Source organism: Clostridium sp., from assembly GCF_030532265.1.
Classification (GTDB): Bacteria; Bacillota; Clostridia; order Clostridiales; family Clostridiaceae; genus Clostridium.
Window position 1 is genome coordinate 1 of the sequence record NZ_JAUNLM010000015.1, and the last position, 16,783, is coordinate 16,783.

Here is a 16,783-nt window from a genome sequence, read left to right on the forward strand (position 1 = left end):
GTAAAGCAACTTTGTTGCCATTTAAAGTTATAATAGAAAAATATAATAATAATGAAAAAACTAATTAATTTTTAAAAGCAAAGTCTAAATTATAGGCTTTGCTTTTTTTATGATAAATAATTAATTGTTAAGATAAACTTTGAATTTTTGATATAATGTATATTAAACGGCTAAAATTTAATACGAATGAGAGGGATAAATTATGTTAAAAGAATTTATAAAATATTATAAGCCCTATAAGAAGTTATTTATATTAGATTTATTTGCAGCATTTACAGTATCGTTGTGTGATTTGGTATATCCTATGATAACAAGAAACATAATGGATGATGTTGTTCCTAATAAAAATTTTAGAATGCTTGTAATATTTGGTGTGGCATTATTACTAATATTTATACTTAAAGCAGGATTAAATTACTTTATGCAATATTGGGGTCATGTTGTAGGGGTTAGAATGCAAGCAGATATGCGAAAAAAAGTATTTATACATCTTCAAAAACTTCCAAACTCATATTTTAGTAACAACAAAACTGGTGTTATAATGTCTAGAATAATAAATGATCTTATGGACATATCAGAACTTGCACATCATGGTCCAGAAGATTTATTTATATCTTTAGTAATTATATTAGGATCTTTCTTTATATTACTAGGAATAAATATTCCACTTACAATAATAGTTTTTTCTATACTTCCATTTATAATTTTATTTGCAATAACTCAAAGAAAAAGAATGAGTAGAGCTTTTAAGGAAACTAGAGTTAAAATTGGTGAAGTAAATGCTACTTTAGAAAATAGTATAGCAGGAATTAGAGTTACTAAATCTTTTTGTAATGAAGAAGAAGAATTAAAAAAGATGGAAGAATCCAATAATATATTTAAAAAAGCTAGAGAAAAAGCATATAGAGTAATGGCTGGTTATTTTTCAGGTATGTTTTTTGGAACTGACTTTTTAGAATTAGTTGTTTTAATAGTTGCAGGATATTTTACTTATATGGATTATATTACTTTAGGAGATTTTGCAGCATATTTACTTTACGTAAAAATGTTTATGCAACCTATTAGAAAACTAATAAACTTTACAGAACAATATCAAAATGGTATGACTGGTTTTGAAAGATTTATGGAAATAATAAATCAAGAAACAGAAAAAGAAAGTGAAAACCCAATAGAGCTTAAAGATGTAAAAGGAGATATTGAAATACAAAATTTATCTTTTACCTATGAAGATAATAATGAAGTGCTTAATAATATTAATTTAAAAATAGATGCGGGAAAAACAGTAGCACTTGTTGGGCCATCTGGTGGTGGAAAAACAACTTTATGTAGTCTTATACCAAGATTTTTTGAATTTGAAGATGGGGATATAAAAATAGATGGAACAAGTATTAAAGATGTTAGCTTAAATTCACTTAGAAATAATATTGGAGTTGTAGCACAAGATGTATTTTTATTTACAGGTACAGTAAAAGAAAATATAACTATAGGAGATAGGAATGCTACAGATGAAGAAATTATAGAGGCTTGTAAAAAAGCTAAGATACATGATTTTATAATGTCTCTTCCAAATGGATATGATACTTATATAGGAGAAAGAGGAGTTAAGCTATCTGGAGGTCAAAAGCAAAGAGTATCAATAGCTAGAATATTTTTGAAGAATCCACCTATTATGATTTTAGATGAAGCTACATCAGCTCTTGATAATGTAACAGAGAAAGAAATACAAAAATCATTAGAGGAATTAAGTAAAGATAGAACAAATTTAGTTGTAGCTCATAGATTGTCAACAATAAAAAATGCAGATGAAATAGTTGTTTTAACAGAGAATGGAATAGAAGAAAGAGGAACACATAAAGAACTTATAGAAAAAGGTGGAGTGTATTCTAAACTTCATAGAAAATAAATAATGGTAGAAATCTTTTTAAATTAATTTAAATATTAAGGTTATATTTAAAAAAGATTTCTACTTTTTTTATTATATAAAAATATATAAATACGAATATTGACTAATGAATATAAGTATAATATTATGTATATATACGAAATATAATATAAAAAATATAAAAAAATATCGTATAATATCGCAAATAAGGTTCGATAGTTTCTACCAGATCACCGTAAATGGTCTGACTACGATTTTTCTAAAGATTATATGGACAATCCTTTAGATTAATCAAAGCTTAAAAAGATTTCAAAAACTAAAGGAGGAAATATTAAAGATGAACTTTATATCAAAATTTTTCAAATTTGAAAAAAGAAATACTACTTTAAAAGGGGAATTAATTGGAGGGATAACAACATTTATAACAATGTCATATGTTTTATTTGTTATACCAGATATATTAAGTACAACAGGAATGGATAAAAATAGTGTTTTTGTTGCAACAGCATTAGCCGCAGCATTTGGAACACTAATAATGGGGATATATGCAAACTTTCCAATGGCACTTGCACCAGGCATGGGACTAAATGCCTTCTTTGCTTTTACTGTTTGTGGAGAGATGGGAATCTCATGGCAAGTTGCTCTTTCAGGAATTTTAGTTTCAGGAATAATTTTTGTAATAATTTCAGTATCAGGACTTAGAGAGCTTATTATAAAAGCAATACCTCAAAATTTAAAATCAGCAGTTACAGCTGGAATAGGATTATTTATAGCATTTATAGGTTTTAAAGGTGCAGGAATAGTAGTACAAAATGATGCTACTTTTGTTTCAATAGGTAATTTAACAAGTCCTAAAGTATTACTTGCTATATTTGGACTTTTATTAACAGGAGCATTAATGGCAAGAAAAGTTAAAGTTGCAATTTTTGTTGGAATGATATGTACAGTAATAGTTGGAATAATATCAGGGCTTATAGATACTCCAAGTAGAGTAATTTCATCAGTACCATCAATAGCACCTACTTTTGGATATGCACTTTCAAATATAAAAGAAGTTTTTACACCACAAATGCTTATGGTTGTTTTTACAATGTTATTTATGGATTTCTTTGATACTGCAGGGACTTTAGTAGCAGTTGGAGCAAAGGTTGGACTTGTTAAAGAAGATGGATCTATAGAAAATGGCTCTAGGGCTTTAGTTGCTGATTCAATTGCAACATGTGTTGGTTCTATATTTGGAACAACTAATACAACATCATATATTGAATCATTATCAGGTGCTTCTGTAGGAGCTAAAACTGGATTTTCAAGCGTTGTTGTAGGAGGAATGTTTTTATTATCAACATTCTTCTCACCACTTCTTTCAGTAGTAACTTCTGAAGTTACGGCACCAGCTCTTATAATTGTTGGATCACTTATGTGCGCTTCATTAGCTGATATTAATTGGAAAGAACCAGAAGTTGCAATTCCAGCATTTTTAACAGTTATATTAATGCCTTTATCATATAGTATAGCTATAGGAATTGCTTTTGGATTTTGTGCTTATGTTGTATTAATGGTTTTAAAAGGTAACTTTAAATCTGTTCATCCTATAATGTATACTTTAGCAGGTTTATTTACATTTTACTTTATATTTGGACTATCTTAATTGATTCGATTAAATTTAATATAAAATTATGACTTTTATAAGGAAGCTATTAAAAATAGTTTCCTTTGATTTTTATTAAATTTACTAATAAAGAAATTTTAACTAAATAGTAATTGGCAAAATAGGAAAATACGAATATAATTAAATATGTTTTTATATATTAAAATTAAAATATTTTAAATTGTTTAAAATATATTTTTTAATATTATAATGCATTTTAATATTATTAAGTCAATTTTTAAGTAATAACATTAAAATAATTAAATTTATTATTTAAAAATTGATTAAATTGTAAATAAAAATTTAATATAGCGTTACTGTATTAAAAAAGGACAACCTTTGAAGAAAAATTTTGGTATAGTATTATAGGGAGGAATTGTTAATATGGAAAAAGATAGCGATAAAGGAAGTAGAAAAATGAGAAGGGATATTAATCGTAAAAAAACTATAATAGGAATTATAATTTCTATATCTATTTTACTTGCTATATATTTAGGAATGTCCATGTATTTTATTAATCATTTTTATTTTGGTTCATCTGTTAATTCAATAAGTATATCAGGATGTACTGTGGAAGAAGCTAATAAGAAAATTGAAGATAAAATCGGAAATTATAAATTAGAATTAGAAGGCAGAGATGGAGCTAATGAAGTAATAACTTCAAAAGAAATAGGATTAAAATATGATGCAGCTCAAACAGTTAAAGAGCTAAAAGAAGAGCAAAGCCCTTTTAAATGGATTATAAAAATATTTAGTAATAAAGACACTGAAATAGATCTTTTAGCATCATATGATAAAAATCTTTTAAAGAAAACTATAAATAAGATGGTTTATTTTAATAAGAATAAAATTGTTAATCCTAAAAATGCTAGTTTTAAATATACTGATGGAAAGTATGAAATAGTAAAAGAAGTCTATGGTAATAAGGTTAATAAAGAAAAATTGTATAATGTAATAGTAGATGCAATTCATAATGGACAAAAAAGTGTAAACTTAGATAAAGCAAATTGTTATGATAACCCTAAATATTTAGCTGATTCAAAGAAGGTTATAGAAGCTAAGGATAAATTAGATAAATATGTATCTTCAGATATAACATACACTATAGGAGATAATAAAATAAATTTAAATGGTTCTATAATTCATAATTGGGTTAATGTAGATAAAGATATGAATGTTGTAATTGATGATCAAGCAGTTTCAAATTATGTAAATGGGTTAGCTAATGAATATAATACAGTTGGAAAAACAAGAGAATTTAAAACTTCATTAGGAACTGTTGTAAAAGTAAGTGGTGGATCTTATGGATGGAAAATAAATGTGCCACAAGAAGTTCAAACATTAATTTCAGAAATAAAAGAAGGTGCAAAGGTTACAAGAAAACCAGTATACTCTCAAACTTCTTTATCTTATGGAACTAATGATATAGGAAATACATATGTTGAAGTTAATTTAGATAAACAACATGTTTGGTATTATAAAGATGGAGCTCTTATTACAGAAGGTGATATTGTTACAGGTAATGCAAGTAGAAATTGGGCAACACCACCAGGAGTGTATTACTTAAACTATAAGGAAAAAGATGCAACATTAAAAGGTGAAGATTATAAAACACCAGTTAAGTTCTGGATGCCATTTAATGGGGGGATAGGACTTCATGATGCGTGGTGGAGAAATAAGTTTGGTGGAAATATATATCAAAATCAAGGCTCACATGGTTGTGTAAATTTACCACCTCCAGTTGCAGAAGCAATATTTAATAATATAACATCAGGAACACCTATTGTTTGTTATAAGTAAGTAAAATACGAGTGAATTTATTCACTCGTATTTTTATTTAATTTATATGTTGATTTTGAAAGCCTTCACGTTTTACAGAATGTTTTTTTTGAGTTCTGTTGTGATTTTTTCCTTCTTCACTAGTAAGGGAAGTTTGACAATTACATTTTGGCATTCTTGAAGCTTTTTTATCTGGTTGACTATCTTTTGGCATAATATCACCTCCACAAGTAATTCAGTATTAGTATGCCTTAAAATCACAAAATATAAATAGTTAATATTATAATATAAAGGAAAAAATATTTTAAGGAGTAAGTTTATGAAAAATCCTGTTGAAATATATAATTCTCTTGATTTTAAAAATTTTAATATTGATATGTTAAAGTTTGTTAATGAAAATAATATAAAAAGTGATACTGGATATTTAATTACAACATCATTAAAAACAAAGTATACTTATATATTTAAAGAAGATGGTGGTAAATGGGAACAAATTTATAAATGGAGATGTACGGTTGGAAAAAAGACTACACCAACAATAAAAGGATATTTTTATATAACAGGCAGAAAACCTTACTTTGGAACTACTCAGTATAGGGCTAAGTATGCAACGAGATTTATAGGAAGATATTATTATCATTCAATTTTATATGATAGTACAGGCAAGTATGTAATAGATTCTAGACTTGGAATGCAAATTAGTCACGGATGTATAAGGCTTTTAACTCAAAATGCTAAATGGATATATGATAATATACCAAATTCAACACCTGTTATTATTGCGTAAGACAAGTATTAATAATAAATATGATACTATTAATTTTTTTGTGTATTAAATAAAGAAATCAAAAGAGCTATATTTGGAGAGAGAAAAGGAAAGATTATAATATTATGATTTTTAATTTTAAAAGTAAATTTAAAATTTAATATTAAAAATAAGAAAATATTAATGGTATCTATTTTTTATAGATACCATTTTATAATTTTAATTTATATAAGCTAGCTTATATATTAAAAATCTTTCTCTTGAATCAGTTTTAAAGCTTTCAAGTCGTATTTCTTTATATAACATAAAAAATGTATAATTTTCTAAAAAGAAAATATAATCATCTGATGGATAAAATAATATAAGTTCTATATCTCTTTTATATTCATAAACTGATTCTAAAATATTATCTAAAACTTTCATAAATATTTGAATAGAAAATGGATTAAAAAAATAAAATTTATTATCTTCTTTATTAATTTTATATTCTTCAGCTAAAATACAAGAAAAATTAATTTTACATTGATCCTTATTATATTTTTCAAGAAAATGTTCTTTATTAATTAAAGCTTGCTTATAAAAGTAATGATTCATTTCAATTCCTGTAACTTTAGAATTAAATAAATAACTTATAAAAAAATTAAGCCTTCCCATACCACATCCAAAATCAATTATTGAATCACTTTCTTTTAATTTATAATGTTTAAATAATTCGTTTAATGCCGAATATTCAGTAGGTTCGTATCTGTTATAGTGTATTGATGTTTCATCTAAATCTTGCTTTTTATTAGTTTTTATATTTAGTAATTCTTCATAATATTGTTCATTCATTAAAATACCTCTTAAGTTTTTTATACATAAAAATAATATTATTAAATATTAATATAGTCAATTACAGAAAAGATATATAAAATAAAAGATTTTGATTGCTTAGTTATTTAAGATTTTTATATTGTATAGAATAAAAGTATTTCTAAATAATTTCATATATTTGTATAATTTAAAATGCTTTAAGATAGATTAATTTGGAGATGATAAAAATTAGTTATGTAGTGTTTAAGGAACTATTTAAAAGGTATAAAGGGAAAAAATTTAATACTTTGGAAAATATCAATTTAGAAATTAGTAAAGGAGAATTTGTTGTAATAGTTGGTCCAAGTGGTAGTGGAAAGTCTACTCTTTTAGAAATAATTTGTGGATTTGAAGAAGTTACAAGTGGAATTATAGAACTAGATGGCAAAGTTATAAATGATATTGAACCAAAGGATAGAAATATATCAATGGTTTTTCAAAACTATGCTTTATTACCACATTTAACAGCATATGAAAATATTGCATTTGGAATGAAAATAAGAAAAGTTGATAAAAAAGGAATTCATAATAAAGTTATGTGGGCTGCTAGTATATTAAATCTTCAAGATTGCTTAAATGCTAAACCTAAAAACTTATCTGGTGGTCAAAGACAGAGAATAGCATTAGCACGTGCCATTGTTAGAGAACCTAAATTATTTTTAATGGATGAGCCTTTATCTAATTTAGATTCAAAACTTAGAAATCAAACATCAAATGAAATAACAACATTACATAAAAAAATAAATGCAACAACTATATATGTAACTCATGATCAAGTGGAAGCCTTAACTATGGCAGACAAAATTGTCATTTTAAATGATGGAGTTATTCAACAAATAGGAAGTCCAAAAGAAATTTATAAAAATCCAAATAATATATTTGTAGCACAATTTATAGGAAAACCCGAAATTAATTTGTTTGATTTAGAAATTAAAAAGGATGAGTTAATTATTGAAGGGACAATAAAACTAAAAAAGAATGATTTATTAAATAATATAGATGAGGGTAAGTATATCTTAGGAGTTAGGTCAGAAAATATAAAAATTAATTTAAATAGTGGAAATATAAAAGCAAAAGTTGAAAAAATAGAATACTTAGGTAGCGAATATATTGTTTATTTAAATTATTTAAATAAGAAATTTACTAGTAAGGTAATTAATTTAGAAAATATTAATTTAAATGATGAATTATATATTAGTTTTGATTTAAATGAAGCTAATATTTTTAATAAAAATAACAAAAGAAATATGAGGGGAGAATGAAATGAGAAAAAAATTACTTAGTATTTTAATATTATTACCACTTATTCTTACTGGATGTGGAACAGAGAAAAAAGAAGCAGCAGGAAAGATTGGAGGAACTATAACAGTTGTAACTGATAGAACTGATGCTGATAAGTTATTCGAGGATATAGAAACAAAATTTAAAGAAAAATATCCAGAAGTTGAGGATGTAGTATTTGAATCATCAAATGATTACACAAATTATATTACAACAAGAATGAACACTAAAAACTATGGTGATGTCTTATTTGTACCGTTTAGTATGAATGCAACTCCAGAGGAATATGAAAATTATTTTGAACCATTAGGAAATGTTAAGGATTTAGAAGAAAAATATATAGATGTTACAGAAGCTGATTATAATGGAGTATCTTATGGACTTCCAGCTGCATTAAATTCATTAGGTATAATTTATAATGAAAATGTTTTAAAGAAAGCTGGAGTAGAAAAAATGCCTACATCTTTAGAAGAAATGATAGAAGCTTGTGAAAAAATAAAAAAGAATACTGATGCTATACCATTTTATACAAACTATAACAATACTTTAGGTGTATGGGGTGGAGCATTAACTTCATATGGTGGAGAGCAATATAGATCAGAAATGCTTAAAAAAGGAACAGCATTTAAGGAAGGACAGCCTATAAGAGAAGTTATGGATTTATTTTATAATTTATCCTCAAAAGGATTAACAGAAAAGGATCCTATAACTGGAGATTACGGAAAGTCAATGCAATTGCTTGCTGATGGGAAAGTGGCAATGTTTATGATGGGATCTCAAGAGGTGCCAGATATACAAAAGTTAGCTAAAGGTGACAATAAAGAAGCAATAAAAATAGCTCCATTTCCAGTAAAATTTAATGGACAAACAAGCATACCATTTGGGGCGCCAGCAGTTGTTGGAATAAATAAAAATAGTGAAAATAAAGAAACTGCAAAAGCATTTTTAGAATTCTTTATTTCAAATGAAAGTGGTTATGCAAAAGAATTTGGTGGAATGAGCCCAGATAAAAATAGTTTAAGTGCTGATCAAAAGAAAATGTTTGAAGAAAATAATATAATACTTACAGTTCCAAAGGAAACACCAGAAACAGATAAATTATATAGCGATATAGCTAATGAAGTTGGTGTTGGAAGACTTAATGACGTTCTTCAAAATACTATAAATATAGGCTTATATCCAAATCAAAATAAAAGTTATAATGATTATATAAAAGAATTAGAAAATAAGTGGGAAAAAGCAGTAAAAAATAATGAAAAGTAAGCTTTTAAAAAAAGAAAGAAAGATTATCTTTTTCTTTCTTTTTTTTCCTATATTATTGTTAGTATTATTTGGTTTTTTGCCTATTATATCGTTAATAAATTATAGTTTTACTTCATGGAATGGATTATCTAGTAACAAAGAGTTTGTAGGTTTTGATAACTTTATAAAAATATTTACAGATCCTAATTATATAGAAGTTTTTAAAAATAGTTTGTATTATTTTATATCTGGAGTTGTTCAAATTGTTATTGGATTATATCTTGCAATAATTTTATCTTTTAAGGTGAAATTAAAAAACTTTTTTAAAGGAATTTATATATTTCCATTATTAATTAGTGGAGTGGCAATTTCTATGATTTTTAGAATGTTTTTTACACCTGATGGAACTTTTGATCAAATATTAACTTTTTTAGGACTTGAAAATATTATAAATTATTGGCTTGGTGACCCAAGATTTGTTAATTATACTTTAGCTAGTATATCCTTATGGAGATTTACAGGATTTAGTTTTATTATGTATTTTGGTGCTATACAGACTATACCAAAGGAATATTTAAAAATAGCAGAAATTGAAGGAGCAACAGTATTCCAAAAAGTTAGATATATTATATTACCTAATATACATACAGTATTAAAGATTAATTTTACATTACTTATAATAGGTGCTATATCAGCATTTGAAATACCTATGATAATGACAAATGGTTCAAATGGAACAACAACATTTTTATTAATGACTATGAAAACTGCTTTTGAAAATAAAAAAATAGGGCTTGCAGCAAGTATGGCAGTAATAATTAGTATTGTGATTATTGTTATGACATTTATACAGAAAAGAGTTTGTAAAAATGATGAATATGAATATTAAAAATATAATTTTAAAAATAATTAAATATATAATTTTAATTTTATGGGCTTTAATTATATTAATTCCACTTATAACAGTATTTTTTGGGTCATTTAAAACTTTAAATGAGTTTAATTCAACTAATGGAATAGATATTCCTAATAGTTTTTTAAACTTTGAAAATTATAAAAAGGCTTTTATTGATGGAAAAATGTTTATAGGATTTTTTAATACTTTTGTATTAATTTTATTTGGAGTAGGTGGAAGTATACTTATAGGATCTATGGTTGCTTTTATTATTAATCGTTTCCAGTTTAAATACAAAAAAATTATTTTATTTATGTATCTTTTAGTATCTATAGTACCTATGGAAATATCACAAGTTGCAACATTCAAAATAATAGATGCAATAGGTATATACAATACTAGATTAGCTCCAATAATTTTATATTTAAGTGCTGATGTTTTAATGATTTATATTTATTTGCAAATGCTTGAAAAAATACCTAAGGACATAGATAAGGCTGTTTTGTTAGAAGGAGGAAATTATTTTACATTATATAAAAAAGTTATATTTCCTTTACTTAAACCAGCCACTGCAACTATTGCAATGATTAAAGTTATATCAATATATAATGATTTTTACATTCCTTTTTTATATATGCCAGGAGAAAACTTAAATACTGTTTCAACTACAATATTCAAATTTATAGGTCCAGATAAAATAGAGTGGAATGTTATATGCGCAGCAGTAATAATAAGTATAATACCAATGATTTTAATTTTTTTATTTTTACAAAAGTATATATACAGAGGAATAACAGCAGGGAGTATTAAATAATGAAAGATAGAAATTTTTTTAAAAGAGCATATACTGTTATGGAAATAAGGACAGGCTTTGCAACTGGACTTCCAGTTTTAAGTGGAGGACTTTTTGGAGCTTACTTATGTGGTGATATAAAGGTTTTATTATTACTACTTATGTTTATTTCAGGGTTTTGTTTCAACATTGTAGCTAATATTGCTAATGAAATAAGAGCTTATATAAAACATGAAGAGAATGAAGATACATTTACAGGTCATAAAGGTAGTGAAGGTTTAGTAAGGGGAGACGCAAAGATTAGAGATGCGATTATAGCACTTATGCTTATGATTGCATTAGGTGGAGCAACTGGGATTTTAATTGTATTAATAACAAAAGATATAAAAATACTTATTATAGGAATTTTAAGTTTAATTGCAGCTATATGTTATTCTTTAGGACCTAAACCATATATACTTTATCCAGTTGGAGAAATTGTTTCAGGAATTTTTGTTGGATTAATAAGTTCATTAGTATCAGCTTATATACAACTAGGAAGCTTTAAATTAGAAATTTTTATATATTCTTTAATTTCAATGATAATGACTGTGTTTTTGATGTCTACAAATAATACATCAGATTATATAAAAGACAAGGGAGTAAGGATAACGCTTCCTCATGTAATTGGATTTAGAAATTCAATAAAAATACTTATTCCAGAAGGAATAGTAATGGTAGTTTCTTGGATAATCTTATATTTTATTGGAAGTATAAATTTAATAATTTTTATTACGGGATTATTTACATTTTACTATTATGGATATGTAAAGTTCTATAAAGATTATTATAAAATACAGGAAGTTTATAAAGAAATGGGAAGAGAATGGGGTCCTAGACCACTTCTTCTTATATATTCTTTTCATATTTTAGTATCAATAGAGTTTTTATTTTTTATAGTATTTAAGTAAAGGAAGGAAAGCTATTATGGATAAAATGAATTTAATATTAATTAGAAAAAATCCACTATCTATTCCAGCTATTCTTGCAAAGGAACTTGGAATATTTAAAAAGTATAATATAGATGTTAATTTAAAAGTTCCATATGATTTTAATTTTGGTAGTAAAAGTCCATTTTTAGAAAATGAATCTGATGCTATGATGGGAGATTTAACTTTCTTTTTTTATATGTTAGATAGAGGGAAAAGATGTATTATAACATCAAATTTAACTAGAACAATAAGTTTAGTTGTATCAAAAAGATTTGATAGTAAAAAAGAAAAAATAAAATTTGGTGTTAATAGAAAAGGGATGTTTAGGTTGTTTTTAGAAGATGATTTAAAAGATATAGTAAAAAAACCGGAAATTATATGGATTAATAATACTTATGAGCGCATGGAAGCTTTAAAAAGTGGAAAAATAGACGGTTTAGTTGCTATAGAACCTTTTATAACAGAAATGGAAGATTATGGTTTTAAAAAAGTATGGAGTTTAAGAGAAAGTAAAAGAAACCTTGTTATGTGGTGTTTTGATGAAGATTATTATATAGAAAATAAAGAAGCAGTTAAAAATTTTCATAAGTCTTTAGAAGAAGCTAAAAAAATATTTAATGAAAGTACAGATAAAGAAAAGGTTGAAATAGGACTAAAATATGCAAAATATGATACTAAAGAAGCGGAGAGATTAAAAGAATTTGAGTTTGAATATGGAAAAAATTTCGAGTTAGATGATTTTAATTTTTGTAATGAATGGATGTATAAAAATAATGAAATAAAAAATATGTATGATGGCGAAAAGCTTATAGCAAAAATATTTTAATAAAAAACACAGATATAAAATTTTATATCTGTGTTTTTTTTATATAAAGTGTAGTTAGTGTTAATTTTTAAAATAAGGTAATTTTCTTAAGTGAGCTAGTAAGTAATTTGCTGATATTCCAACAAATATTCCAGTTCCTATTCCTGCTATAGATAATATAGGTAAATAAAGAAAAATACCAAAATTATTTAAGATTAAAGATGCTACAAGGAGCTGTCCAACATTATGAAAAACAGCAGCAGAAGCACTTACCCCAATTATAGAAACTTTATCTTTAAAAAGTTCTTTAACTAAAATTGCTACAAAAAAGCTTAAAATTCCGCCAACTGAACTATAAATTAATGTAGATAAATTCCCTACTAATAAGCTTGAGAGAATTATTCTTAAAGCTAAAACTAAAAAGGCTTGCTTATAGTTGTCTAATGTATATATTGCAATCATTATAACTAAATTTGCTAGTCCAAGTTTTGCTCCTGGAGTTATAAATGGTACAGGTATCATATTTTCAATTGTAAAAAGAATTAAAGCCATAGATACTAAAGAAGATATATAAATCATTTTACTAGTTTTACTTAACTTCATATTTATTAATGTGAAAGTATAATATCATCATCATTAGTACTTTCATCTCCTTTAATTTCAATGATTAATTCGTGTGGTAAGCAAACTAAACTTTCTGTTACTTTATTTATAGTTCCTTGTTTTACACAAAGTTCATCTTTACAATCTGCATGAATCATCTTAATACCTGATTTATTTATAAGTATAGTATTAGTTCCTTTATCTGTGTTTATAACTATTTTTTCATCATTTTTAATAGATGATAAATTAATAGTTTTATATAATTTTCCAGACACCTTTATATTAGCGTAAGTGGAAGAATAGTTTTTATTTAAAGCCTTAGCAGATATAAAATAAGGCGTAAAGGATATTATTATAAGAAAAATTATTATAACAATATCTAATTTTTTGAATATTTTCATTAGTTTTCTCCTGATAAATTAATTTTATTAATAAATCTGTAATTAAAGTTTAATTTATTACAAGAAAAATTGGTAATAGAAAATTTTTATACTATATAAAAATATACGTTAATAAAGTTTTATTATTTCAGTGTATAATCCTTGATGAAAATAGTTAATTTTTTTATTTATTTATAAATTTTTAGGAGGAATAATAATGAAAAGAAAATTATTAGTAGGATTATTTGCAGCTGCATTATCATTATCATTAGTTGCTTGTGGAGGAGATAAACAAACTGATGCACCAGCAGCTGATAATAGTAAACAAGAAGCAACTATGAAAGATGGAACATACGAAGTTGAAACAAAAAATGCAGATGATAATGGTGGAAAAGCTAGAGCTTCAGTTACAATAAAAGACGGAAAAATAACAGAAGCTAAATATAATGAGTTTACTGATAAAGGTGATAAGAGAGAAGATAAAGAATACAATAAAATGATGAAAGAAAAAGCAGGCACTAATCCTTCAGAATATGAAGTTAAAATTGAAGAAGGTGTAGTTAAAGCTCAATCAGCAGATTTTGATGCAGTAACTGGTGCTACAAATTCATCAGCTAAAGCTAAAACTTTATTTGAAGAAGCTTTAAATAATGCAAAAGAAGGAAAAACTGATAAAGAATTAGTTGAAGTTAAATAATATTATATATTTTTAAGCCAATGATTTAAGATCATTGGCTTATTTTTATTATTTATAAAAATGATTGAATAAAAATGATTATTTAATAAATAATTTAATTTATAAAAAATAATTTTATATATATATATAGTGAATTTAAAATAAAAAATAAAAATAAGAATTTATATTGTAAAAGTTTAATAAAAAAAGTAAAATATAAACGAACTGTAAACAAAATGTTAATACAGTATAAGAAAAATTAATAATAAAGGGGAAGAATTTAATGAGGAAAAAAACTAAAATTATAACATTTTTAATGCTTATAGTATTTAGTATAGGATTTTATGGATGTAAAAGTAAAAATGATAATGAACCTATAAGTAGAACTGAGCTTTTTATGGGAACATCTATAAAGGTAACTCTTTATGAGGGTGGAAGTGAAAAAATATTGGACAAGGTATTTAATAAAATAGTAGAATTGGAAAATTTAGTAAGTATAAATAAATCAAATACAGAAATAGATAATTTAAATAAAAACTCAGGAATAAAAGCTGTAAAGTTAAGTGAAGATAGTTTTAATATAGTTAAGAAAGGGCTAGAATACTCAAAACTTTCTAACGGGGATTATGATATTACAATAGGACCATTAGTTAAACTTTGGAGCATAGGATTACCTGAGGCGAAAGTTCCTACAAAAAAAGAAATTTCACAAGCTATTAAAAGTATAGATTACTCGAATGTTTACATAGATGAAAATAATAGAGAAGTTTTTTTGAAAGAAAAAGGAATGATGTTAGACTTAGGAAGTATTGCAAAAGGATATGCAGCTGATGAAATAGCAAAAATACTTAAAGAAGAAGGTGTTAATTCAGCAATTATAGATCTTGGTGGAAACATATATGCATTAGGTTATAAAAAAGAAAATAATAAATGGAAGATAGGTATACAAGATCCATTTACTGATAGAGGTAATGCAATTGGTACAGTTACTGTAGCTAATAAATCTGTTGTAACTAGTGGTATTTATGAAAGGTATATAGAAAAGAATGGTAAAAAATATCATCATATATTAAATCCTAAAACGGGGTACCCATATGAAACAAATATTGCTGGAGTATCTATAATATCAGATAAATCAATAGATGGAGATGCACTATCTACATTAGTTTTTACCAAAGGAATAGATAAAGGAATAGAGTTTGTTAATAAAATTGATGGAGTAGATGCAATTTTTATAACTAATGATAAGAAGGTTTATGTTACAGATGGTATAAAAGAAGACTTTAAAATAATTAATGAAAATTATAAATTAGTTAATTAAAGGGGGAAGGAACATGCAAATAGATAGTTTAAAATATTTTTATGAAGTAGCGGAGTTAAAAAGTATATCTAAGGTGGCAAATAATTCACATATATCTCAACCCGCACTAAGTCATCAACTTTTAAAATTAGAAAAAGAGCTTGGAGCAAAATTATTAGAAAGAAGTAATAGAGGTGTAGAATTAACAGAGCAAGGGAAGATAGTGTATAATTACGCAAAGAAAATTTTAAATTATCATAATAATATGGTACAAGATGTAAATATAAAAAATTCTTTAAAATACGACCTTGAAATAACAAATGCTAATATATCAGCAAATTTCTTAGTTTCTAGAATTGCAAAAGATATAGGGAAAATATTTAAAAATTTTAATGTTAATATAAATAATAATTGGGAAAGTAATCAACAATCTTTATTACTTCATAATAAGTCAGATATAGTTGTAGGGTGCAATATGATATATGATGTAGATTTATCATCAAATTATATAGGAAGTGATAACCTTATATTTATAAGCAGAGAAAAAATAAAAGAAGAAAACATATCTAATCAATCAGTAGCTATATTAGATGATGGAAGAAGTAATATTTTAAATAGCATTAGAGACTTTGATAACATTAATATAACCTTAAGAAGTAATTGCTTAAGCACTATAAAAGAATATTTAAATAATAGCAATACTTTAGCAATAGTTCCTAAAATAGCTGTAAGGTCAGAGATAGAGTCAGGGGAGTTTATAGATTTAGGCTTTAAAAATTATGAAAAGTCATATGACTTATTTATAACTTATAGAAAAAATATTGAGAATAGAATTAAAAAGAAAATAAATATATTTATTAAAGATTTAGAAAAAGTTTTAAATTATGATAATAAAAATATAGCGGTTTAA

General features: G+C 25.1%; 17 protein-coding genes and 1 riboswitch. Of the genes, 13 read left to right on the forward strand and 4 right to left on the reverse strand.

The annotated features are described in order from the left end of the window. The first annotated feature begins 202 nt into the window (after window positions 1-202). From Q4E08_RS05185 to Q4E08_RS05195, 3 genes are all read left to right on the forward strand, one after another. Window positions 203-1,903, forward strand: a complete 1,701-nt coding sequence (locus Q4E08_RS05185; protein WP_303129111.1) for an ABC transporter ATP-binding protein — start codon at window positions 203-205, stop codon at window positions 1,901-1,903. Window positions 1,904-2,051: 148 nt separating this feature from the next. After that, a riboswitch (purine riboswitch) is annotated at window positions 2,052-2,153 on the forward strand. Between the two features lie 66 nt (window positions 2,154-2,219). After that, window positions 2,220-3,530: an NCS2 family permease gene (locus Q4E08_RS05190; protein ID WP_303129114.1), complete on the forward strand. Its 1,311-nt coding sequence runs from the start codon at window positions 2,220-2,222 to the stop codon at window positions 3,528-3,530. Window positions 3,531-3,914: 384 nt separating this feature from the next. Beyond that, window positions 3,915-5,330 (forward strand): L,D-transpeptidase/peptidoglycan binding protein, encoded by a 1,416-nt coding sequence (locus Q4E08_RS05195; protein ID WP_303129116.1) that lies wholly within the window; start codon window positions 3,915-3,917, stop codon window positions 5,328-5,330. Between the two features lie 37 nt (window positions 5,331-5,367). On the opposite strand, the gene Q4E08_RS05200 is transcribed toward Q4E08_RS05195, so the two are convergent. Then, the gene (locus tag Q4E08_RS05200; protein ID WP_303129118.1) at window positions 5,368-5,523 is read right to left on the reverse strand and encodes a hypothetical protein; all 156 of its coding nucleotides are present in this window, start codon (window positions 5,521-5,523) and stop codon (window positions 5,368-5,370) included. A 105-nt stretch (window positions 5,524-5,628) separates the two neighbouring features. On the opposite strand from Q4E08_RS05200, the gene Q4E08_RS05205 reads away from it, so the two are divergent. Continuing rightward, window positions 5,629-6,096, forward strand: a complete 468-nt coding sequence (locus Q4E08_RS05205; RefSeq protein WP_303129119.1) for a L,D-transpeptidase — start codon at window positions 5,629-5,631, stop codon at window positions 6,094-6,096. A gap of 198 nt (window positions 6,097-6,294) precedes the next feature. Here the strand turns inward: Q4E08_RS05205 and Q4E08_RS05210 are convergent, their stop codons facing one another. Further along, window positions 6,295-6,906, reverse strand: a complete 612-nt coding sequence (locus Q4E08_RS05210; protein ID WP_303129120.1) for a class I SAM-dependent methyltransferase — start codon at window positions 6,904-6,906, stop codon at window positions 6,295-6,297. A 269-nt stretch (window positions 6,907-7,175) separates the two neighbouring features. Between Q4E08_RS05210 and Q4E08_RS05215 the strand changes: the two genes are divergently transcribed. From Q4E08_RS05215 to Q4E08_RS05240, 6 genes are read left to right on the forward strand one after another with little or no spacing between them, the layout of a single operon-like run. Continuing rightward, complete coding sequence (locus tag Q4E08_RS05215; RefSeq protein WP_303129121.1) at window positions 7,176-8,189, forward strand: ABC transporter ATP-binding protein; 1,014 nt, start codon at window positions 7,176-7,178, stop codon at window positions 8,187-8,189. A gap of 1 nt (window position 8,190) precedes the next feature. Then, window positions 8,191-9,471 (forward strand): ABC transporter substrate-binding protein, encoded by a 1,281-nt coding sequence (locus Q4E08_RS05220; RefSeq protein ID WP_303129122.1) that lies wholly within the window; start codon window positions 8,191-8,193, stop codon window positions 9,469-9,471. 55 nt (window positions 9,472-9,526) lie between these two features. Then, window positions 9,527-10,339 (forward strand): carbohydrate ABC transporter permease, encoded by an 813-nt coding sequence (locus tag Q4E08_RS05225; RefSeq protein WP_303129124.1) that lies wholly within the window; start codon window positions 9,527-9,529, stop codon window positions 10,337-10,339. Next, window positions 10,320-11,159, forward strand: coding sequence for a carbohydrate ABC transporter permease (locus Q4E08_RS05230; protein WP_303129126.1), 840 nt, complete (start codon window positions 10,320-10,322; stop codon window positions 11,157-11,159). The genes Q4E08_RS05225 and Q4E08_RS05230 overlap by 20 nt, the downstream gene beginning before the upstream one ends. After that, a complete protein-coding gene (locus tag Q4E08_RS05235) occupies window positions 11,159-12,088 on the forward strand; it encodes a prenyltransferase (RefSeq protein WP_303129128.1) in 930 nt (309 codons plus the stop codon). Before Q4E08_RS05230 ends, Q4E08_RS05235 begins: the two co-directional genes overlap by 1 nt. 16 nt (window positions 12,089-12,104) lie before the next feature. Beyond that, on the forward strand, window positions 12,105-12,935 hold the full coding sequence (locus Q4E08_RS05240) for an ABC transporter substrate-binding protein (RefSeq protein ID WP_303129129.1): 831 nt from the start codon (window positions 12,105-12,107) through the stop codon (window positions 12,933-12,935). 60 nt (window positions 12,936-12,995) lie between these two features. Here the strand turns inward: Q4E08_RS05240 and Q4E08_RS05245 are convergent, their stop codons facing one another. Further along, window positions 12,996-13,517 (reverse strand): Gx transporter family protein, encoded by a 522-nt coding sequence (locus tag Q4E08_RS05245; protein ID WP_303129131.1) that lies wholly within the window; start codon window positions 13,515-13,517, stop codon window positions 12,996-12,998. A 5-nt stretch (window positions 13,518-13,522) separates the two neighbouring features. Beyond that, the gene (locus tag Q4E08_RS05250) at window positions 13,523-13,918 is read right to left on the reverse strand and encodes a NusG domain II-containing protein (RefSeq protein ID WP_303129132.1); all 396 of its coding nucleotides are present in this window, start codon (window positions 13,916-13,918) and stop codon (window positions 13,523-13,525) included. Window positions 13,919-14,114: 196 nt separating this feature from the next. Here Q4E08_RS05250 and Q4E08_RS05255 point away from each other — a divergent pair, with 196 nt between their 5' ends. From Q4E08_RS05255 to Q4E08_RS05265, 3 genes are all read left to right on the forward strand, one after another. Beyond that, entirely contained in the window at window positions 14,115-14,594 is a 480-nt protein-coding gene (locus Q4E08_RS05255) for an FMN-binding protein (protein ID WP_303129134.1), read from the forward strand. Between the two features lie 262 nt (window positions 14,595-14,856). Further along, the gene (locus tag Q4E08_RS05260; RefSeq protein ID WP_303129135.1) at window positions 14,857-15,894 is read left to right on the forward strand and encodes an FAD:protein FMN transferase; all 1,038 of its coding nucleotides are present in this window, start codon (window positions 14,857-14,859) and stop codon (window positions 15,892-15,894) included. Window positions 15,895-15,907: 13 nt separating this feature from the next. Beyond that, window positions 15,908-16,783 (forward strand): LysR family transcriptional regulator, encoded by an 876-nt coding sequence (locus Q4E08_RS05265; RefSeq protein ID WP_303129136.1) that lies wholly within the window; start codon window positions 15,908-15,910, stop codon window positions 16,781-16,783.